General features: G+C 56.9%; 18 protein-coding genes. 14 read left to right on the top strand and 4 right to left on the bottom strand.

Annotated elements, in window-relative coordinates; genetic code table 11:
* Positions 1 to 35: 35 nt before the first annotated feature.
* Positions 36 to 1,154, top strand: a complete 1,119-nt coding sequence (locus QZ862_RS06070) for an ABC transporter ATP-binding protein (RefSeq protein WP_296017624.1) — start codon at positions 36 to 38, stop codon at positions 1,152 to 1,154.
* Between the two features lie 131 nt (positions 1,155 to 1,285).
* Here QZ862_RS06070 and QZ862_RS06065 read toward each other — a convergent pair whose 3' ends face one another.
* Both QZ862_RS06065 and QZ862_RS06060 read right to left on the bottom strand, forming a co-directional pair.
* The gene (locus QZ862_RS06065; protein WP_296098228.1) at positions 1,286 to 2,761 is read right to left on the bottom strand and encodes a M81 family metallopeptidase; all 1,476 of its coding nucleotides are present in this window, start codon (positions 2,759 to 2,761) and stop codon (positions 1,286 to 1,288) included.
* A 33-nt stretch (positions 2,762 to 2,794) separates the two neighbouring features.
* Positions 2,795 to 3,283: a hypothetical protein gene (locus QZ862_RS06060; RefSeq protein WP_296098226.1), complete on the bottom strand. Its 489-nt coding sequence runs from the start codon at positions 3,281 to 3,283 to the stop codon at positions 2,795 to 2,797.
* Positions 3,284 to 3,397: 114 nt separating this feature from the next.
* On the opposite strand from QZ862_RS06060, the gene QZ862_RS06055 reads away from it, so the two are divergent.
* From QZ862_RS06055 to QZ862_RS06025, 7 genes are all read left to right on the top strand, one after another.
* Positions 3,398 to 3,784, top strand: coding sequence for a RidA family protein (locus tag QZ862_RS06055; RefSeq protein ID WP_062424125.1), 387 nt, complete (start codon positions 3,398 to 3,400; stop codon positions 3,782 to 3,784).
* A gap of 10 nt (positions 3,785 to 3,794) precedes the next feature.
* On the top strand, positions 3,795 to 4,661 hold the full coding sequence (locus tag QZ862_RS06050; RefSeq protein WP_296039622.1) for a MurR/RpiR family transcriptional regulator: 867 nt from the start codon (positions 3,795 to 3,797) through the stop codon (positions 4,659 to 4,661).
* 4 nt (positions 4,662 to 4,665) lie between these two features.
* On the top strand, positions 4,666 to 5,448 hold the full coding sequence (locus QZ862_RS06045; RefSeq protein ID WP_296098225.1) for an SDR family oxidoreductase: 783 nt from the start codon (positions 4,666 to 4,668) through the stop codon (positions 5,446 to 5,448).
* A 27-nt stretch (positions 5,449 to 5,475) separates the two neighbouring features.
* Complete coding sequence (locus QZ862_RS06040; RefSeq protein ID WP_296098222.1) at positions 5,476 to 7,395, top strand: family 20 glycosylhydrolase; 1,920 nt, start codon at positions 5,476 to 5,478, stop codon at positions 7,393 to 7,395.
* Positions 7,396 to 7,409: 14 nt separating this feature from the next.
* Positions 7,410 to 8,849: a M81 family metallopeptidase gene (locus QZ862_RS06035; RefSeq protein ID WP_296098220.1), complete on the top strand. Its 1,440-nt coding sequence runs from the start codon at positions 7,410 to 7,412 to the stop codon at positions 8,847 to 8,849.
* A gap of 123 nt (positions 8,850 to 8,972) precedes the next feature.
* Positions 8,973 to 10,211: an MFS transporter gene (locus QZ862_RS06030; protein WP_296098217.1), complete on the top strand. Its 1,239-nt coding sequence runs from the start codon at positions 8,973 to 8,975 to the stop codon at positions 10,209 to 10,211.
* A 79-nt stretch (positions 10,212 to 10,290) separates the two neighbouring features.
* Positions 10,291 to 11,025, top strand: a complete 735-nt coding sequence (locus QZ862_RS06025) for a copper homeostasis protein CutC (RefSeq protein ID WP_296098215.1) — start codon at positions 10,291 to 10,293, stop codon at positions 11,023 to 11,025.
* A 33-nt stretch (positions 11,026 to 11,058) separates the two neighbouring features.
* Here QZ862_RS06025 and QZ862_RS06020 read toward each other — a convergent pair whose 3' ends face one another.
* Both QZ862_RS06020 and QZ862_RS06015 read right to left on the bottom strand, forming a co-directional pair.
* The gene (locus tag QZ862_RS06020; RefSeq protein ID WP_296098213.1) at positions 11,059 to 12,468 is read right to left on the bottom strand and encodes a diguanylate cyclase; all 1,410 of its coding nucleotides are present in this window, start codon (positions 12,466 to 12,468) and stop codon (positions 11,059 to 11,061) included.
* A gap of 226 nt (positions 12,469 to 12,694) precedes the next feature.
* Positions 12,695 to 14,785: a carboxy terminal-processing peptidase gene (locus tag QZ862_RS06015; RefSeq protein WP_296098207.1), complete on the bottom strand. Its 2,091-nt coding sequence runs from the start codon at positions 14,783 to 14,785 to the stop codon at positions 12,695 to 12,697.
* A 213-nt stretch (positions 14,786 to 14,998) separates the two neighbouring features.
* On the opposite strand from QZ862_RS06015, the gene QZ862_RS06010 reads away from it, so the two are divergent.
* From QZ862_RS06010 to QZ862_RS05985, 6 genes are all read left to right on the top strand, one after another.
* Positions 14,999 to 15,826, top strand: coding sequence for an alpha/beta hydrolase (locus QZ862_RS06010; protein WP_296098205.1), 828 nt, complete (start codon positions 14,999 to 15,001; stop codon positions 15,824 to 15,826).
* 267 nt (positions 15,827 to 16,093) lie between these two features.
* Positions 16,094 to 16,381, top strand: a complete 288-nt coding sequence (locus QZ862_RS06005) for a hypothetical protein (protein ID WP_296098203.1) — start codon at positions 16,094 to 16,096, stop codon at positions 16,379 to 16,381.
* A gap of 439 nt (positions 16,382 to 16,820) precedes the next feature.
* Positions 16,821 to 17,282, top strand: a complete 462-nt coding sequence (locus tag QZ862_RS06000) for an RNase H family protein (protein WP_296098577.1) — start codon at positions 16,821 to 16,823, stop codon at positions 17,280 to 17,282.
* Between the two features lie 133 nt (positions 17,283 to 17,415).
* Complete coding sequence (locus tag QZ862_RS05995; RefSeq protein ID WP_296098201.1) at positions 17,416 to 18,282, top strand: SDR family oxidoreductase; 867 nt, start codon at positions 17,416 to 17,418, stop codon at positions 18,280 to 18,282.
* 46 nt (positions 18,283 to 18,328) lie between these two features.
* A complete protein-coding gene (locus tag QZ862_RS05990; protein ID WP_296098199.1) occupies positions 18,329 to 18,790 on the top strand; it encodes a hypothetical protein in 462 nt (153 codons plus the stop codon).
* 174 nt (positions 18,791 to 18,964) lie between these two features.
* A complete protein-coding gene (locus QZ862_RS05985) occupies positions 18,965 to 20,101 on the top strand; it encodes a ceramide glucosyltransferase (protein WP_296098195.1) in 1,137 nt (378 codons plus the stop codon).
* The last annotated feature ends 24 nt before the right edge of the window (positions 20,102 to 20,125 follow it).

Here is a 20,125-nt window from a genome sequence, read left to right as displayed (position 1 = left end):
ATGCACAGAATGCAAACGGCCCTCTGGAGACGATCGTGGGTCAGCTTCATCTCAACAACGTGAAAAAATTCTACGGCGACTTTGAAGTTCTCAAAGGCGTGCAACTTAATGTTCCGCATGGAGAATTCGTCGTTTTCGTCGGCCCATCGGGCTGCGGAAAATCAACGCTGCTGCGCATGATTGCTGGCCTGGAATCAATCAGCGACGGCGACATTGTCATTGATGGTATCCGCGTCAACGACAAGCCGCCCGTCGAGCGCGGCATCGCCATGGTTTTTCAGTCCTACGCGCTCTATCCTCACATGACGGTCTTCGAGAACATCGCATTTCCATTGCGTGTGGAGAAGATGGCGGAAGATAAAATCCGCGAAAAGGTTCATGCCGTCGCCAAAATCCTCCAGCTCGAGCATCGGCTGGAGCAGAGACCGGGAATGCTCTCAGGCGGCCAACGCCAGCGCGTCGCCATTGGTCGTGCCATTGTCCGTGAACCGAAGATATTCCTCTTCGATGAGCCTCTGTCGAACCTCGACGCGGCTTTGCGTTCAGACATGCGGATCGAGTTGACGAAGCTTCATCGCCAGCTGAAAGCAACTATGATCTATGTGACACATGACCAGGTCGAAGCCATGACCATGGCGGACCGCATCGTCGTACTCAACGGTGGTTCTATCGCCCAGGTCGGTTCGCCGCTTCAGCTCTATCACAAGCCGGATAATCTCTTCGTTGCGGGCTTCATTGGCAATCCCAAGATGAACCTCCTGCCCGTCACCTGTGTGGAAGCTTCGGACACTGGCGTAACCATCGCCTACGAAGGCAAGCAGCTAACGGTGCCGGTTGCGCGCGGCCAGGTCCGCGCTGGCGATACGCTGACACTTGGTATTCGCCCGGAACACTTAAGCCTCGGCACCGGCGACATGACCATTACCACGGTGCCAACCGTCATCGAAAGGCTCGGCATCAATACGATTTCTTATTCCACACTCTCTTCCGGCCAGCAGTGGTGCGCCCTGCTTCCAGGCTCTGCACCGGTTGCGGTAGAGCAGCCCGTCTCGGTCGCGATCAACGGTGCGGATTGCCATCTGTTCGATGGCGAGGGCAATGCGCTGGAACGTCGCATCGACTGGAAGACACAGGAAATGCCTGTTCTAGCTTGAGCTTGGTATCAAGACGAATAGCAAAAATTTGAGGGTGTTTCCTTGTTTGTAGGAAACACCCTTACTTATGTCATCATGCGCATAGGTAACGAAAGAAAACCGCCGCTGCCCTCAAAACTATGAACGACTTCTCAGGCCGCCTTGTGCCCATGCGGGTCCTGCAGGATTGGCCAGATGTCGCGCCGGACCCTGCGGTATGGATTCGTCGCAGGATCGTTCGGATAAGGCTTGCCAGCGGAGCAATAAAGGATCTTCGACGCGATCTTGGAGAAAGCCGCGTAGAAATGATTGGTCGACTTGATCAGCAGGATCTTCTTCGACAGAGGATCCATGCCAAGGGCTGTAAAGAGGGACGGGTCGTAGCTTTGAACCCGCACCGTGCCCAGGATCACGTCGATGCCGTTAAAATGAATATGCGCTGCGTCGCCAAACGGGGCGATGCTGTCGCCAAACTTCATCTCAGCATTGGAGGCGACCTTCACCACCTTGACCAAGGCGTCGATCGGGTCACCGGTATTGGGTGCGGATTTTGCCCCGAAGCGCAACGGGATTTCAGCTCCCTCGCCTGCCGCCATGCAGATTTGCACTGCAATGGGATCCCAAACCAGACCGGCGGCGACATTTGAAGCACCCTGCGCCATCAGTTCCCGCAGGAGCACCGTGGCGTCACCGGCCGTACCTCCTCCTGGATTGTCCCACACATCGGCAATGACCACGGGTCCGTTAGACGTATCCGCCTTCATCGCAAGCGCCACAGCCTCGGCCTCACCGATCTGCGGCATCATAAAGGTGCCACGCTTATCGAAGAGCTCAAGCCCGATCGAGCGCGCCAGGGCTTTCCCCTTGGCTTCATTGCCATCGGTGACCGCGATCGTCTTCGTTCCCATTTCCGGCACATCGCCCGCCATGAAGCCATGGATAACCGATAGCGACAGGACCTCTGGATCCTGCTTTTCCAGGGCAAACATGCGATCAACAATGCCGCGCATTGGCTCGCGCGAGGTCGGGAACACGTCGATCATGCGACAATCGAATACGGACATGATCGGTTTGACGCGACCTTCCAGCGTATCCACGGCGATCCGCCACAGATCTTCTGCGCGATCGACGAAGTCGGTATGCGGAAATTCCTTGAAGACGACGAAGAAGTTCACGGCATCGATGCGCTTCTGCGTCAGATGGCTATGCGGATCTAGTTCCGCGCAGATCAGAACGTCGGGTCCAACGATCTCGCGGATCCGCGCCAGGAGATCGCCCTCCGGGTCCAGATATCCATCCGCCACCATGGCGCCATGGAGACCCATCACCACAGCATCGACGGGCATAGCAGCCCGCAGCTGATCGAGAATTTCATCGCGCAAACTTTCGAACGCCTGACGGTTGATCAGGCCAGCAGGATCCGCCCAGGCAGCTGTTCCTTCGATCAGCGTCCATCCCTTTGTGGCACAAACGGCGCGTCCGACGGTAATCGGCGCTGTACAGAGGGTGGGCGTTGCTGGGTGCTGGCCCGGAGGGGCGTATAGCGATTCCACGAACGCCCGCCTATCGATGCAGATTGGCGCGAATGTGTTGGTTTCTGTGGCGAGAGCCGCGGTAAAGATGCGCAAGGACTTGGGCCTTTTTGCTGAAGGGCGGGACGTTTACTGGCCCATAGGGTTTGGGAGATAACCGGTGAAGCCAGAAATCTTCCAGCGGCCCTCGTGCAGACGGCAGTAATAGAGCGTCTGCCACTTCATCACATCGACCGAGCCGTCGGGCTTCTTGATGCCGCCGTCGAACTTCTTGCGAACCAGCGCCGTATCACCGGAAATTTCGATTTCTTCCAGGGTCGTGGTGGTAAAGATGGCGGTGCGTGGATCTTCGCCATAGCTTCCCTTGGCAAATTCGCGTGCCTGCTTCAACCACTCGTCCCGATAGGCGGGCAGATCAGGGAACGCCAGAGTCCATTTGTCCGGGTTCGGCTCGCGATTGCCGCTGATGCCGATAAACCCCTCTTCAACGAAATCGCCAGCGACCATCGACCAGTCTGCGGCCAGAAACGCATCAATATCGCGCGGCACAAGCATTTCCCATATGGAATGCCGCGCAGCATCCGAGGCAGGAAACGGATTGAGAAAAGGATCGCGCATCCGAAGGCTCCATATCTAAATTATTTTCATGACAACCAAAAAACTCTGGCAAAAATCCGTTTTCTGTGGTCACTTGTCAATGAATAACGAAAATAATTTGCAAGAGCCCGTCACATGAGCATCAAACGATACGGCGCTGAGAAGTCCGGCGCAGGTGGACAAACCCTTCCTTTTGCACGCGCCGTCGAAGCGGACGGCTGGCTGCATGTTTCCGGCCAGGTCGCCATGGAAAATGGCGAAATCATTTCCGGCGGGATCATCGAACAGACTCACAAGACCATCGAGAACGTGATCGCCATTTTGCACGAAGCGGGCTACGGCGTCGAGCATGTCGTGCGCTGCGGCGTGTGGCTGGACGATCCGCGTGACTTCTGGACCTTCAATCGCATCTATCAGAGCTATTTTGGCGAACATCCGCCAGCACGCGCCTGCGTCCAGGCATCGATGATGGTGGACTGCAAAGTCGAAATCGACTGCATCGCCTACAAACCTAAGTCCTGAGCGCTGTCCAATGGATATCTTTGCGACCATTCAGGATGAGAGAGCGCAGTTTTCACCATCCGAACAGCGCATCGCGGAGATATTGCTGAACGAGTTCGACTTCGCCGTCGGCGCGTCGATCATAGAGCTGGCTGAAAAAGCGGATGTCTCTCCGCCGACCGTGACCCGCTTTTGCCGAAGGCTCGGCTGTCAAAACTTCGCCGATTTCAAGGTGCGTCTTGCTAAAACGGCGTTTGTCGGCGTGCGCTATCTGAACCCCGAGGCCAAGAGCACGTCGGCGGTCGATGTCGCCGAAGACATCATCACCAAGGCGCAGAACGCGCTTTTTATGGTTCACCGTGCGCTTGATCCACAGGTGCTCGATGCTGTGACCGAGCGGATCGCTGCCGCGACCATGGTCTATGCCTTCGGCTCCGGCGGCAATTCGTCCATGGTGGCGACGGAGTTGCAGAACCGCCTCTTTCGCCTCGGCACCCGTATTACCGCCAGCAACGACCACAATATGCAGCTGATGCTGACTGCGGCGGCCCAAGAGGGTGACGTGATCATCGGGTCATCCTTCTCGGGACGCAACCAGGAACTGATGCGCTCCTTCAAGCTGGCTAAAGAAAACGGCGTTCGAACCATCGCGCTCACTCAAGTGAAAAGCCCGCTCGCAAAGCTTGCGGATCATGTCATAGGCATCGATCTGCCCGAGGGCGATAACATCTATCGCCCCACCTCGACGCGCTTTGCCTATCTTGCGGTGATCGACGTAATTGCAAGCCTCGTCGCCTATAAGAACCGCAAACACTCCACCGTCACGCTGCGCCAGATCAAGCAGCAGTTGCTGGAACATCGCGATGGCGGGGACGATCGCCAGATATTGGGAGACTGACGACATGACGACCCAGAAGCGCATTGCCGTGGTCACGGGTGCTGCCGGCGATATCGGACGCGCCATTGCAGCCCGGCTAGCAGAAAGCAATGACCTGATCGCACTCGTCGATATCGACGTACACGCGCTGGAAAACGCCGTGGCAACGCTTGGCGGCGGATCGTCTTACGTCGCTATCGCGACGGATGTCACCAGCACGGACAGTCTCGCAGCTCTGGCGTTGCAACTCGAAAAGCTCGGCAAGGTGGTAACCCTCGTCAACAATGCCGGTGCAGCCCGTGCTGTCTCGCTGCACGACACGACGCCGGAAATCTGGCGAATGGATTCGAGCCTCAACCTGGAAGCTGCCTTCCTGACCTTCCGCGCTCTGGAGCGGGACCTCAAGGACATGCAAGGGTGCGTCGTCAACATTGCCTCCGTCAACGGCATGGCGGTTTTTGGCCATCCAGCCTACAGCGCCGCGAAGGCAGGCTTGATCCATCTGACAAAGTTGATCGCGGTCGAATACGGAAAGTTCGGGATCCGAGCCAACGCCGTGGCACCCGGAACCGTGCGCACTCAAGCCTGGGAAGCGCGCGCCGAAGCCAATCCAAACGTCTTCGAAGATGTGAAACGCTGGTACGCACTGCGCCGCATCGCGACCACGCATGATGTCGCCAATGCCGTCCATTTTCTGGCAAGCGAACAGGCAGCGGCGATCACCGGCGTCTGCTTGCCGGTCGACTGCGGACTGACGGCGGGCCAGGCTGAGCTGGCGCACACCTTCTCTCAATCCGAACACTACTGAACTCGCATAAAAATCAAGGGAACGACGATGAGCAAGACCGGATTTCGCCTCGAAAACGCATGGCATCCTATCGAAGGTGATGCGTCAGGCGGCTTCGCCTTTACCCTCATCAATCTGACAGACAAGCCGGTCAGCGACTTCAAACTCGCCTACACCGCGCTGACCCGCGTCATGGACAATCCGGTTTGCGAGAATGCGACCTTCCTGCTTCGCAACGCCAATTTCCACCAATACGCGCCGCCTTCTGGTTTCGTTCTGGAGCCGGGTGCGAGCTGGCGCTTTTCCGTGCGCGGCCTTTGGCGGCCTGCCAAGCACAGGACAGACGGAGCGAAATCCGCTTATCTGACATTCTCCGACGACACCCATCACACAATCGACGTTGCTGACCTGATGTTGGAAGGAAGGCCAAGTGAACCGCAAAAGCCGCTCCTGCCGGAAGGGCGTGTCACCGAGCCGTTTTCCCTTTTACCCTGGCCCAAGCAGGCGAATGTGCAAGCCGGTGAAACGCCTGTTGCCATGTATCCGGCAGAGGGCAGCGCGCTTGCCGATTTGAAAGCAATGGACACTGTGCTCGGCCTCCATCGCCGCCTGTTTTCCGCGGCCCATCAACCGTTCTCGCTGGCCGCCGTTGAACAGGGCAAGGCTGTTCGTTTCCAGCAAAGCGATTCACTTGCCGCTGAAGCGTATGAGCTCACATTCGCCGAGGATGAAATCTTGCTTTCCTTTGGCGGCGATGCCGGTCGTCAGTATGGCCTGACAGCGCTTGCACAGCTTCATGATGGTGCGCGCCGAAACGCCGCGCTCTTTCGCTTTCCCGGATCCGGCACCATCAACGACGAACCGCGTTACGGCTGGCGCGGATGTCATCTCGATGTGTCGCGCCAGTTTTCTCCGGTGTCAGACGTGCTCCGTCTCATTGATATTCTCGCCTGGTACAAGATGAACGTGTTCCATTGGCATCTGACCGATGACGAGGCGTGGCGCTTTGAGGTTCGTGCCTATCCGCAATTGACCACCGTCGGCGTCAGACGTGGACCGGACGAGCCTATGCTGCCGCAGCTTGGCAATGCAGCCGAACCAGTGGAAGGATTTTATACCCAGGCCGACGTTACCGCCATCATCGCCCATGCGACCGAGCTCAATGTCGAAGTCGTGCCGGAAGTCGACATCCCCGGTCACAGCACGGCCATTCTCGCCGCTCTTCCCGAACTGGTCGATGGACAGGAAGCGCCGGACAGCTATCGGTCGGTTCAGGGTTTCCCCAACAACGCCCTCAATCCTGCGATCGAAGAAACTTACGTGTTCCTCGGCAAGGTCTTCGATGAAATGGTCGAACTCTTTCCATCGAAGCTCATCCATATCGGAGGCGATGAAGTGGCCGACAACACCTGGATGGCCTCGCCGCTGGCGCGCAAGCTGATGGAGAAGGAGGGTCTGGATGGCACCTTCGGGCTGCAGAGCCACTTCATGAAGCGGATTCAGAAAATGCTGGCCGAGAGAGGCCGCAGCATGGCGGGCTGGGACGAAGTCTCCCACGGCGGCGGCGTCGATCCGGACGGCACATTGCTGATGGCATGGCGCGCGCCCGAAGTCGGCGTCGAGCTGGCGAAAGAAGGTTACGACGTCGTGATGACGCCCGGACAGGCCTATTATCTCGACATGGTGCAGGACGAAGCCTGGCAGGAGCCGGGCGCCAGCTGGGCCGGCACCGTGCCACCGCATCACACCTATCACTATGAGGCCGTCGGCGATTTTCCCGAGGACCTGAAGCCGCGTCTTCGTGGCGTGCAGGCCTGCATCTGGACCGAACACTTCCTCAACCGCGACTACTTCAATCATCTGGTCTTCCCGCGTCTTCCCGCCGTGGCAGAAGCCGCTTGGACACCGCGTGAGCGCAAGGATTGGGATCGCTTCTCGGCGCTCGTGCGCCTCAGCCCCACGCTTTGATCGGAGACAGTGCCATGGTGTTACGCATTGCAGTTGGCGGCATTCATACGGAGTGCTCCACCTATTCGCCTGTTCTCATGCAGCCGGAAGATTTTCGCGTGTTGCGCGGTGACGATCTGACGGGTGCTGAGTATTTCAGCTTCTTGCCGACCGAGGGTGTGGAAATCTTTCCTCTCCTTCACGCCCGCGCCATTCCAGGCGGCCCGGTCTCTAGGGCGACCTATGAAGGATTCAGGCAAGAATTTTCCGACAAGCTGCGGGCGACCCTGCCGCTCGACGGTCTTTATCTTGCCATGCACGGCGCAATGAATGTCGAAGGCATGGACGATGCCGAAGGCGACTGGATTGCCAATGCCCGCTCGATCATCGGTCCGGATATTCCGCTGGCTGTCAGCTACGATCTGCACGGCAACGTGACCCAGAAGATCGTCGATCAGATCGACATCTTCGCTGCCTATCGCACCGCGCCCCATATCGATGTGCGCGAGACGATGGTGCGGGCCTGGTCGATGCTCGTCCGGACGCTGAAGACGGGAGAAAAGCCAGGTGTCGCCTGGGCGCCGATCCCGGTTCTGCTGCCGGGCGAGAAAACCTCGACCGAAGACGAGCCGGCCAAATCGCTCTACCACCGCCTGCCGGAGCATGACCGGATCGATGGTGTGTGGGATGCCAATCTCATGGTCGGCTATGTCTGGGCGGACGAGCCCCGCGCGACGGCCTGCGCCGTGGTGACGGGCTCCGACTATCAGGCGGCAAAGCGAGCGGCGGAAGAGATTGCGTTTTCCTACTGGCAGGCAAGGCAGGATTTTCGCTTCGGTCCCGTCACCGGTAACCTCGACGATATGCTCGACCTGGCTGAAAAGGCCGAAACGAAGCCGGTCATTCTTGCCGATTCCGGGGACAACCCTACCGGTGGTGGCGTTGGCGATCGTGCCGACGTATTAAAATCGCTCATCATTCGTGGCTTCGAGGGCGCCGTCATTGGCGGCATCACGGATCGCCCGGCGGTAGAGGCCTGCTTCGCTGCAGGCGTCGGCAAGACGCTGAGCCTCAAGATCGGCGGCTGGCTGGACCCGGCCAGCCCCTTTATTGAAGTGGGAGCAGAGATCATCAGCCTTGACGACCCAGGGCCCGCCGCCGAACGGCAGGCAGTGGTGAAGATTGGCGGCAACACCCTCATTCTGGCCGCACGTCGTCGCCCCTACCACAATATCGCAGACTTTACCCGCCATGGCATAGATCCCGCCAAGGTGAGGTTGCTGGTGGTAAAATCCGGGTATCTGTCGCCGGAGCTTCAACCCCTTTCCAACCCGAACCTGATGGCTCTGACGGATGGCGTCATCAATCAGGATATCGAGAAATTACCCTCAGAGCGCAGGGTGCAACCGATATTTCCTTTCGCTAAGGATTTCGATTATACCCCGGTTGCAAATGCCTCGGCGCGATGGCGTTAATACCCTGAAAGCAGGGTAAAGACGCCGGCGGCCAGATCATTTTTCGCGCCCGATTATAGCCGAGCGCTCCCATACTTCATCGATCCTGCGTGTTCGCAGGCTGACCCTGCTACTGGACGATCCATGCTGTCGGCACTGCCTTTTGTTTATCGACACAGCCAGCTGCGGCTTTCCGCTGCGGGCATATTCGTCTTTGGATTTACCGGAGCAGCGACCGCGCCCTACATGTCGCTGATTGGCATTCGCGAACTCGGCCTGACGGATGCCGGGTTCTCGATCCTGAGTTTCGTTGCTGCCCTCGTCAACGTTTCGGCCAGCATCAGCATGGGCATCCTTTCGGACCGGCTCGGACATTACAAGCTGCCGATTCTGGGAGCCTGCATATCCGGTGTCTTGGGATATGGCGTGGTCTTCGCCTTTCCCACCATCTGGACCTTCGCGCTAGCTCTGCTCATTCCAATCCCAGTCTATGGCGCGCTCAACTCCCTGATTTTCGCCTATGTGCGTGCAAGCTGTGTCAGCATGCCGCCACGAGAACTGATCGCCGTCAACTCCGCCGTACGTGCCGCGATTTCGCTGTCCTGGGTGCTGGTTCCAGGCATCGTCGGTTACGCACTGGCTGGCAGAACCAGTATGCTTCCCGCGTTCCTGTTGGCAGCGCTCGCATGTGCCTTCTGCTTCTTTCTCTTTGCTCAGTTCATGAGAGAGGAAAGCATAGCGCATACGCAACGAACGGAACCTGGCTATGCCTTTCTCGCATCCATTCGCCATCTCGGATCAAGCGCAATCTGGCCCTTCGTACTTGCCATTGCGCTGATTTCGTCGACGCTCCATGTCAACGGCATTGTCCTACCGCTGGTCGTGACAGGAAAGGCGGAAGGCCAACCTTCGGATGTCGGCGCAATCGTCGGTATCGTTGCGCTTCTTGAAATCATCTTTATCTTCTTTTGGAGTTGGGTCGAAACCAAGACGTCGGCGGCCGTCGCCATTGGTGCAAGTGCGCTCATCTATTGCGTTTATATGCTGGGCCTTGGATTGGCGAGCGACCCCATGACGGTCTATCTCCTCACCCCGCTGTCCGGTCTTGGGGCAGCTGGCATCATTTCCCTCCCAATTACCTATCTGCAAAATCTGATCGCAAGGCGTGCAGGTCTTGGGAGCTCTCTGATTGCCGTCAACATTTTTCTAGGCGGAGGTTTGAGCTCGTTGCTCTTTTCTGCGGGGACCGCTCTCAGCGATTATTCTCACACGGCGATGCTCGGTGCCTTTGCGGGTTTGTGCGGCGTGGCATTGCTCGCATTTCTCCACAACCGTCCGCGCGCGCGAAAAGCGGAATCGATTTTCGCAAGTCACGATATCTAGAGTAAAGAGGATAGAATGTCCTCTACGCATCCAACACGACGGACGTCACTTTAACGGCACCAGAAGGAAAGCGAACATCATGGCTGATCGAAGCGGGCGGTTGCTCGAAATCTGCGTCGATAGCGCAGAGGGTCTCGCCGCAGCCATCGAAGGTGGTGCTGACCGCATCGAACTCTGCTCGGCACTTGGCGTCGGTGGACTGACGCCGCCCTATGGTCTGACGCAATATGCGCAGCGCATCAGTCCGATCCCGGTCTATCCCCTGATCAGACCGAGGGCCGGCAACTTTGTCTATGATGCCTCCAATGTCGCCATCATGGAAGCCGACATTGCGCAGGCACGTGACCTTGGGCTGCCGGGTGTCGTTATCGGTGCCACTACCAACGATCGCAAACTGGACCGGCGGGTGCTGGAAAGATTGATCGAAACCTCAAAGGGTCTGGATATCACTCTGCATCGGGCTTTCGATATGGTGGACGATCCGGTCGAAGCGCTCGAAACCGCAATCGAACTCGGCATATCGCGCATTCTCACCTCCGGAGGCGCAAAAAGCGTGTCACTTGGCATAGCAACTATCCAAAGGCTGGCGGAACAAGCAGCCGGACGCATCGCCATCATGCCGGGTGGCGGCGTCAGCGTGGAACTGGTGCCAGAGCTTCTTGCGTCATCCGGCCTCAATGAAATCCATGCCTCCGGTAGCGCCTCATCGAACGAAGAGGAACTCCTGGTGGAATTCGGCTTTGCGCCGCAACAGCGCAGACGAACAAGCGCTCAGGTCGTCAGGGCTTTAAAAACCGTCCTCATGGAGAGTTGAAGCAGATCGTTATAGATCGTTGCGCGGCGAGCATCATGAGGACGAGGCTGCTAGATCGACCTCATTCCTGAAGGGAGATGCGACGGCCCGGTTGGAACGCTTGGCAATATAGAGCGCCTCGTCAGCACGCTTGAAGACCGTATCTGGCGAGGTTTCTCCGTTCAACACCCTGCTTATTCCATAGGATGCGCCCACCGTCATGATCGTCCCGTGGACCTCGTAAGGTTTGGAAATCAACGCCGCGATCTGCTTGCATCGTATCTCAGCCTGCTCTTCCACAACCCTCGGCATCATCACGGCAAACTCGTCGCCTCCCAACCGGAAGCAGATATCGTCCTTCCCGCATCCGGCGCGCAGCCGTTCCGCGACCTGTTTCAGAACGTCGTCTCCATCAGCATGTCCGAAGCGATCATTGATTGCCTTGAAACCATCGAGATCGATACAGACGATGGTCAGCGGCCCTTGCTGCGACAGTCGGCTGAACTCAGTCGAAACGAGAGTTCTATTTGCAAGACCGGTCAGGAAATCATGTGTCGCTGCATGACGCATCCGACGTTCGGCATCCAACAATATCTTCAATGCCTGGCGCGATGTTAAAATAGCGAAAATGCAACTCGCGACAAAGATGCAGAGAGTCACCGCTGCGATTGGAAGGGATTGGCGGAGCAGATCGTGTGCCGGACTGTCAGCGTGCCATGACAGAACCTGTACCTGGCCATTTGGTGCAGTTGCTATTTCCACGGACGCGCGCCCAGGCGTTACCGACGCTGCGGGTTCTACCGTCGCATCGTCGAGCATGAAGCGCTCACCAAAAAACGTCTGAAGGTTGCCCGCGATAGGAATGGCCGAGACGAGAATAGGAGCGTGACTCGTAGTTGGCACCACCGTTCCGATATCTGCCTGGAAGAGGCTGGCGGTCAACAAAAGGGCATCATCGCCAACGACTTCCATCCTGCTGAAAGCGATCTTGGCGGGAATGCCCTGTTTCTTTGGTTGATGCTCGTGCACGCGAACGAGATCCAGAAGCGGACGAGCCGCCGCCAAGAGGGCATCAGGGCCTCTCTTTAAAAAAGAGTGGTCGCTAAAATCATCCGCCGTCTTGGCATAGATGATCTTGTCGCTGCCATCGATTACGACGAGAGAACGAACGCTTGACGTGCCCAGAATGGATTTGCCGAGATTGCGCTCCGCCCAGTCGAGATCAAAGTTATTGTTAAGCTTTTCAATCGCCTCATCCCAGATTGTCCAGGATGTCAGCGCCACTTCCGTGTCGAAAATCCACGTCGCGACGTTTCGCCTGACAAGCGTCTCCTGACGCTCACGCGCCTCTGCATCCAGCCGTGTCGCACCGAAGTAAAGAACAGTGGCAAGGCCTAGCAACAACAGCCCCACGATAATGGCGATGGGGCCGATAAACCTGGCATGATTGAAGCGCATCGTCATAGGAAATTCCGTTTGCAACACGCGACAAATCTATCTCAGTGACCCTTCACGGACTGTTATCGGTCAGAACGATAATCTCGACAGGGTTAACGCATTTACGCGTTAGCCCTGCGCAGCTCGGCATCAAGCCGGGAAATCGCCGAAATGAAGAATTCCGTGCAACCAGTTCCTATTCAGCGGCGAGAGAAACGGGTCGGATGACCCGCTCACTCACCCGATTCTGGAATTATCGCGCGGCCCGCTGTTTTCCTGGTGCGAGATCGGCCACATCGGCAACGATCGCAGCCGCCTCGGTCTGGAGAACGTCTTTGGCATTCTTGCGCGCATTTTCGAGCGCGAGGTTGGCGCTGAGGCTGCGCTCATTTGCCTGAAGACCATCATCTTTCGGAAGGACGTCTCCACCTTCATCCTGACGCGCCTTCAATTTGGCAGCCACCGCCGCCATCTCCTTGCGACGCTCTGCCTCGTTGAGGGATATAGTCTTCTTTTCCCGCTCCGCTTTCAACTCTGCCACATCGGCGACAAAGCGTTGATAGTCCTTATCGTCTTTCACCCGCGCTTCGTGACGACTTTCCAGCTGAGGCACGAGGCCGGCCATGTCGCCCAGTTTGCTGTACTTGGCGGGCTTGATCGTCGTCCAGGGCAATGCGTTATCGTAGCTCGATTCGCCCAAAGTCTTTGGGTCGAGCACGCCGGGGGTAGCGATATCGGGCGTCACACCGCGCAACTGGGTCGTCCCACCATCAATTCTGAAGAACTGCGCAATCGTAAGTTTGAGCTGGCCAAGCTCTGGCTCCTGCTTGCCCGCCACCTTGTCGAGATCGACCACCGTCTGCACAGTTCCCTTACCGAAGCTTGGATCACCGACGATCACGCCGCGGCCATAATCCTGGATCGCTGCGGCAAAAATCTCCGACGCTGAAGCCGACCCGCGATTGATCAAAACGCCGAGCGGTCCGTCCCATACCGGGGCAGCGATGTTATCGCTTTCCACCTCTACCTTGCCGGCGGCATTGCGTTGTTGGACAACCGGACCTTTGCCGGTGAACAGGCCAGTCAGATCGATAGCCTCCGTCAACGATCCGCCGCCATTATCGCGGAGGTCTACCACGATGCCATCGACCTGCTCCTGCTTCAACTCGCCAAGAAGTTTCTCGACGTCGCGGCTGGCGCTCCTGTAATCCTTGTCGCCGTTGCGGCGTGCATCGAAATCCTCGTAGAATGTCGGCAAAGCGATGACGCCGATCTTCAAAGTCCGGTCTCCAAGCTTAACCGGAACGACGGACTTTTTTGCCGCCTGTTTTTCCAGGCTGACCTTATCTCTCACCAGACTGATGACCCGGTGTCCGCTGGCATTGCCAGCATCGGCGGGAAGAATGTCCAATCTCACGACCGACCCGACCTCACCACGAATCATCTGGACGACTTCATCGAGACGCGTACCGACGACCTCTTTAATCGACCCTTCTTCGCCCTGACCGACGCCGATGATACGATCTCCGACGGCAAGCTTGCCGGACAGTTGAGCCGGGCCACCGGCAACCAGTTCCCGGATCGTCGTATAGCCATCACGTTCCTGCAGCACGGCACCGATGCCGACGAGGGAGAGCTTCATCGAAATGTCGAACTCAGCAGATGCCTTGGCGCTGAAATAATCCGTGTGCGGATCGACCGCAGTGGTGAACGCCGCCATGAAGGATTGGAACACGTCATCACCCTTATAGGTATCGACGCGGTCGAGGATATTCTTGTAGCGCTTGTCGAGCGTGTCGCGGATCTTCGCATCGTCCTGATCGGCAAGCTTCAGCCTCAACCAGTCGCTTTTAACCCGCTTGCGCCAAAGCTCGTTTGCCTGCTCTTCAGTCTTCGCCCAGGGCGCATCTTCGCGCGACAGCGGATAATCTTCCTGCACGGTGAAATCGAAGCCGTCTTTCAACAGACTGCGCGCATAAGTCATGCGCTCCGTCACGCGTTGATTGTAGATATCGAACATCGAAAAAGGAATCTTGAGATTCTTGTCGACGATCGCGTCATCCAGTTTTTTGCTCTGCTTGGCAAAACTTTCGATGTCGGCCTGTGTGAACAGCATGCGGTCGGGATCGAGCGACTTAATATACTTGTTCATTATCTTGATCGAGAGCGCATCGTCTAGCGGCACCGGACGGTAGGCATAACGCTCAAGAAACTGTGCGCTGAGAAGGGCCGCTTCAGCCTGGGGTGCAGTCGGCTCCAGCACAGGCAGGCGCGAGGGTTCGCGTGCCTGCGCGACAGAGGCAACTCCGATGAGAAGGCCGACGAAAAGGGGCTTGAAGCGCATCCCGACATGTTCCTTATTATTCCACATACGCGTCTTATCTTATTCTGGGGCAAAATTGCGATATTTTAAAAGCGGTATCAAAACATATTGATACTGCGGGCTCTCCCGCCGTTCAGATATCGGCCAGAATTGGCGCAGACGATCTGATATCTGCTCTCATCAGGAACCGCCGCCTCAGACAGCCGTTCACTCCAGCCAGAAAAGGAGATCGATATGGCCTATGTAAAGACGCGCGACGGCACAGATATCTACGTAAAGGAATGGGGTGAAGGACGCCCGGTCATATTGCTGCATGGCTGGCCACTCTCATCAGATATGTGGGATGCTCAAGCCATGGCGCTAGCCGAGGCCGGCTACCGGGCAATCGCCTATGATCGGCGCGGCTTCGGCAGATCCGGTCAACCATGGAACGGTTACACATATGATGGCTTGGCAGACGATCTTGCCGATGTGATGCAGGCGCTCGGCGCGACAGAAAATGTGAGCCTCGTCGGCTTTTCCATGGGTGGCGGCGAGGTCGCCCGCTATATGAGCAGGCATGGCGGAAAAGGCGTAGTCTCTGCAGCGCTGATTGCGTCTGTCGTTCCTTACATGTTGAAAACGGAAGATAATCCCGAAGGAACGCCGGAGAAGGTTTTCGACGAGATTGCCGACGGCATCAAGAAAGACCGGGCACATTTCTTCAAGTCGACATTCTTTCCGCAGTTTTTCGGTGTCGGACTTCTTTCCCAGCCTGTCAGCGATGAAGTCATCGCCACGGCTACGGCAATCGCTATGACCGCAGGACTGAAACCGACCCTCGCCTGCGCCCAAGCCTTCGCGACCACGGACTTTCGCCCGGACATGTCTCACTTCCGCGTACCAACGCTCATCATTCACGGAACGTCCGATAAGACCGTTCCGATCGACGCGTCAGCGCGCGCCGCGGCAGCAGGTATCCAACAATCACTCCTCATCGAATATGACGGAGCTCCCCATGGATTAAGCGAGACGGACGGTCCGCGTCTCACCTCGGATCTGCTTAATTTCCTGCGGAAGTAATGGTGCGTGTTCGCAGCCTACCAAGCGGCGTTGCATATCACCGCGCCTAAAAGCAGGTCGCCAAAAAGCGTATAACAACTAAGCGACATCCGCTGCAATAAAGCCAAAACCTAAAGCGCGTGAGCGTCCCCAAAGATCGACATGCGCTTTAGACTTGCTCTGGCCCTACAACGACGCTGGCCAAAATGACAGGCGATATTCCCGTTGTCATCGGCTTGCATACGGACAACGAGAAAAATAGACACTCCGTGCAATCAGGAGTGACACATGCAGAATTTAAGAAGCTTGATTATCGCCCTCGTCGTCGGCATCGCGGTTGGGACCGCATTCATGATGCTTGATAAATCACAAGGCGCCGAATGGGTGGTCTCACCACAACAGATCGAGCAGGCGAAGGCTGAAGGCAAGCCAGGTTATGAATCCTCACCTGGCACCATCGCGGTTTTACCCATCCGAAGCGAAACTGCGGACGTTCTTCCGTTCAAATGGACGATGTACGGGCTTCTGGCGGCGGTGGTGACCTTCCTGACCATACGCAAGAAAAAGACCGCCTGAATCGAAAAAGCCTGCCGCGGGAGGAGGTGCGGCAGGCTTTCGAAAAGAACCGAATGGCAACTGGGAGGAGGAGTGTTGCCATTCCAGCAAATGCCCTTTGGGAGGAGGATAAGGACATTCGCGTATCGAAGCTCTGCGGGAGGAGGTGCATCGCTTCGATGACCAATGTATATTCTGTCCCTTCCCTGAGATAAATGCCGTTTATCGCAAGAGAGGTATGCATAGTTGCATACCTTAACCGGGATAGACGATATTGCCTGGCGAATATTGATGCGAAAATGGGCAATCTGGAATTAGCCTGCATGTATTCTTTAGAGAGTAGACCAACAGCGGCGAGACACGACAAAACGATCACGCTCGAGATTGATGCTCAGGCTTTAGAAAGGTCACTCCTTTGGTAAACACCGGACCGACCGTACCAGGTGAGTTTCACCTCTATGTGGATGGCTCCTATGACCCTTCCACGGGAAGAGGCGGATGGGGGGTGCTCGTTGTGCGCGATAATGCCGAGGTCACCCGCCATTGCGGCAGTTTGATATGTGCCGACAGCAGCAAGCCCGAACTCGTCGCGGTACTCGAAGCTGCCCGCTGGCTAGAGCATAATGCTGCAGGGGAGGTCGCGATCATCTGGTCGGATTCCATCTATGCCGTCAATGGTTGCAACAGATGGCGCCACATTTGGAGAACGAACCGGTGGAGAAAGCGGGCGCCGAACGGCAGCGGCCGGAGCAGGAATGTCGCCAATATGGAGATCTGGAAATTGATCGACCTGCACCTCTTAAAAAACGAAATGATCAGCGTCCAATGGTGCAAGGGGCACGCAGGACTGGAATGGAACGAAAACGCCGACGACTTGGCCAGACGGGCGCTCTCCCTGCCCTCCGTTTCGGTCAGCTCGTGACCGCTAAAACTAAGCTGTGAGGAATACGCGTTTAATGTGAAGAACAGTCGTTGCGTTCGGTTAAGGCTTAAGATCGGGGAACTGTAACGTCAAAATCGGGTTTGGGCTTCATACCTAGCAACGGAGCACATAGATGAACGCCGATATCCGCCGTCCCACGCCACCCTACCCGGAACAGAAACAGACACCGCCCGGCACGACGCGCCAAATGGACCCCAAGCCTGATCACGGTGAAGAATCGTACAAAGGCAGCGGCTTGCTGGAGGGTAAGGTCGCTCTCATAACCGGTGCGGATTCGGGCATCGGAAAAGCCGTCGCCATCGCCTTCGCACGTGAGGGCGCCGATCTTGTGATTTCCTATCTCGACGAAGAAGAGGATGCACGCGACACGGTGAAGTGGATCGAGGACGCGGGCCGTAAAGTGATAGCGATCGCTGGCGACATCACCTCCGAAGAACATTGCAAGTCGCTGGTGCAGCGCACAGTGAATGAATTCGGCAAAATAGATGTTTTGGTCAACAATGCCGCATTTCAACGCACCTATGCGGATATTGGCGATATCGATGCCGCCGAATGGGATGAAACTTTCAAGACCAACATTTACGCCCCATTCTACCTCTCGAAAGCAGCCGTAACTCACATGAAGGCAGGAAGCTCGATCATCAATACGGCGTCCATTCAATCGAAACAGCCCTCGCCGCACCTTTTAGCCTATGCCTCAACCAAGGGCGCGCTCCTGAACTTTACCGCTGGACTGGCGGGAATGGTTGCCGAGAAAGGCATTCGCGTCAATGCGGTAGCCCCAGGCCCCATTTGGACGCCCCTCATTCCTTCGACCATGGGAACGGAAAAGACAAAATCGTTCGGCGAACAGACCTTGATCGGGCGGGCGGGACAACCTGCAGAGCTGGCGGGTGCGTATGTTCTGCTTGCGTCCGAGCGCAGCAGTTACATGACCGCAGCCGTCATTCCCGTGACGGGCGGCGAGATCATGATGTGAATTGCACCCGGCACGAAATTAAGATCAATCTTGACGGAGAACCGACATGTCCAATCAAAACTCCACGTCGCCCGCTGTTTCGTCGCTTCACGACGAGCAGGCGAAACAACGCTCGGACGATGGGCAACTTCAGCAGGGACTAGAGGACACATTTCCCGCATCCGATCCCGTTTCCCATACGATGACGACGACCGCAACGCCGACCATGACGTCTGATAATACGGACGACATGGAAGACACACCCAAGGTTGACGAAGCGCTTGCTGCGGTACGAGCACGCTCCCACACCCCGATGACAGAGGATACAAGGCGAGAGATCAAGGCTTTACGGTCGGAACTGGGACGAATAACGGACTCTGCACAAGAAGCGGTTTCGGCTTCAGGCAGGGTTGCTGGACGTGAGATCCGCTCGGTCAGACAGACGATTGCCAATCAGGTTCGCGAGCACCCGCTGTCTACACTAGGGTTGGCTGCACTGGCCGGATATGTCTGGGGAATGACACGATAGGTCAAATGATAAAGCGCACCGAACGGTAGGTGCGACAAGCCAGCCCGTCCACAACGAAATGAAGGGTATGTGACAGTCATACCCTTCATGACATGCGCCTGTCATGAATGCGTTATAGTTGCGATATGGACAGGAACGCCGGGTCGATGAACCGGAGGTTGGAGCTGGTTGCAAATGGATATCATCCTGGCCGCAGTGGCGATTGCGCTCATATTCGTGCATTTGGTGAGTATTGCTCTGACGGCATTTCGTGTCCGGCTCGATGAAGCTCCGGCGGTGCCCCGAACAAGCCGACCACCCGTATCGCTCGTCATCCCACTGCGCGGCATAGAGAATTTCACGGCTCTGACAATTCCGAGCGCCTTTCGTCTCGATTGGCCGGATTACGAAATTCTCTTCTGCGTCGCGGATGCCTCAGACCCGGTCATTCCCCAAGTCAAATCCAGTATCGCCCTCTTCCCTCACATCAGAGCCAGAACACTCATCGGCGATGACAGGATCAGCGCCAATCCCAAGCTCAACAATTGTGTGAAAGGCTGGCGGGCTGCCAGCCACGAGTGGGTCATTCTGGCAGATTCAAACGTGCTGATGCCGCAGCATTACATATCGACACTCATGGCAGCATGGCGCAGTGATAGTGGGCTTGTTTGCTCTCCGCCACGTGGATCGCGTCCGGAAGACATATGGTCCGAGCTCGAATGCACCTTCCTCAATACTTTTCAGTGCCGTTATCAATATGCAGCAGAAACTCTGGGACAGGGCTTCGCACAGGGTAAGACGATGCTCTGGAACAAGCCGCTGCTGGATTCGCTTGGCGGCATTGAAGCCTTGGGCGCGGAGATCGCGGAAGACGCGGCGGCAACCAAACTCGTTCGTGCGAGCGGCCGAAAAGTTCATCTCGTTCCCTCTCCCTTCGAACAGCCGCTCGGCAGGCGGAGCTTTGAGGACATATGGTCTAGACAAACACGTTGGGCGAGGCTGCGTCGCGTGACCTTCCCGCATTTCTTCGCCCCGGAAATTCTCGTCGGCGCCTTTCCTGCGCTTTGTCTGGCGCTGGCATCAGGCTTCCTGGCAGATGTAGATGCCACGACATTGCTTGCCGTTGCGATTGCCGTTCCGAGCATCATGTACCTGCCGGAACTGGCCCTCGCAAAGGCAAAAGGCTGGCACGTTTCCTGGGCCAGCCTTCCAGCCATGATAATGCGTGACGCCCTTCTGCCGATCATCTGGGCAAAAAGCTGGATGGGGTCGTCCGTGTCTTGGCGCGGCAACATGATGACAGTGGGAACTCAGGAAAGCACACTCGGCTAAACCAACCTGGTTAAGCAAAACTGA

The organism is uncultured Agrobacterium sp., assembly GCA_913777615.1.
Classification (GTDB): domain Bacteria; phylum Pseudomonadota; class Alphaproteobacteria; order Rhizobiales; family Rhizobiaceae; genus Agrobacterium.
The sequence above is the reverse complement of the archived record's forward strand: the minus strand, read 5'-3'. Positions and strand labels throughout refer to the sequence as shown.

Bases quoted from the DNA above. Each gene is read 5' to 3' on its own strand.
- QZ862_RS06040 (WP_296098222.1), top strand. From the start codon at position 5,476: ATGAGCAAGACCGGATTTCGCCTCGAAAACGCATGGCATCCTATCGAA.
- QZ862_RS06050 (WP_296039622.1), top strand. From the start codon at position 3,795: ATGGATATCTTTGCGACCATTCAGGATGAGAGAGCGCAGTTTTCACCA.
- QZ862_RS06010 (WP_296098205.1), top strand. From the start codon at position 14,999: ATGGCCTATGTAAAGACGCGCGACGGCACAGATATCTACGTAAAGGAA.
- QZ862_RS06020 (WP_296098213.1), bottom strand. From the start codon at position 12,468: ATGACGATGCGCTTCAATCATGCCAGGTTTATCGGCCCCATCGCCATT.
- QZ862_RS06015 (WP_296098207.1), bottom strand. From the start codon at position 14,785: ATGCGCTTCAAGCCCCTTTTCGTCGGCCTTCTCATCGGAGTTGCCTCT.
- QZ862_RS06045 (WP_296098225.1), top strand. From the start codon at position 4,666: ATGACGACCCAGAAGCGCATTGCCGTGGTCACGGGTGCTGCCGGCGAT.
- QZ862_RS06030 (WP_296098217.1), top strand. From the start codon at position 8,973: ATGCTGTCGGCACTGCCTTTTGTTTATCGACACAGCCAGCTGCGGCTT.
- QZ862_RS05995 (WP_296098201.1), top strand. From the start codon at position 17,416: ATGAACGCCGATATCCGCCGTCCCACGCCACCCTACCCGGAACAGAAA.
- QZ862_RS06035 (WP_296098220.1), top strand. From the start codon at position 7,410: ATGGTGTTACGCATTGCAGTTGGCGGCATTCATACGGAGTGCTCCACC.
- QZ862_RS06025 (WP_296098215.1), top strand. From the start codon at position 10,291: ATGGCTGATCGAAGCGGGCGGTTGCTCGAAATCTGCGTCGATAGCGCA.
- QZ862_RS05985 (WP_296098195.1), top strand. From the start codon at position 18,965: ATGGATATCATCCTGGCCGCAGTGGCGATTGCGCTCATATTCGTGCAT.
- QZ862_RS06005 (WP_296098203.1), top strand. From the start codon at position 16,094: ATGCAGAATTTAAGAAGCTTGATTATCGCCCTCGTCGTCGGCATCGCG.
- QZ862_RS05990 (WP_296098199.1), top strand. From the start codon at position 18,329: ATGTCCAATCAAAACTCCACGTCGCCCGCTGTTTCGTCGCTTCACGAC.
- QZ862_RS06055 (WP_062424125.1), top strand. From the start codon at position 3,398: ATGAGCATCAAACGATACGGCGCTGAGAAGTCCGGCGCAGGTGGACAA.
- QZ862_RS06060 (WP_296098226.1), bottom strand. From the start codon at position 3,283: ATGCGCGATCCTTTTCTCAATCCGTTTCCTGCCTCGGATGCTGCGCGG.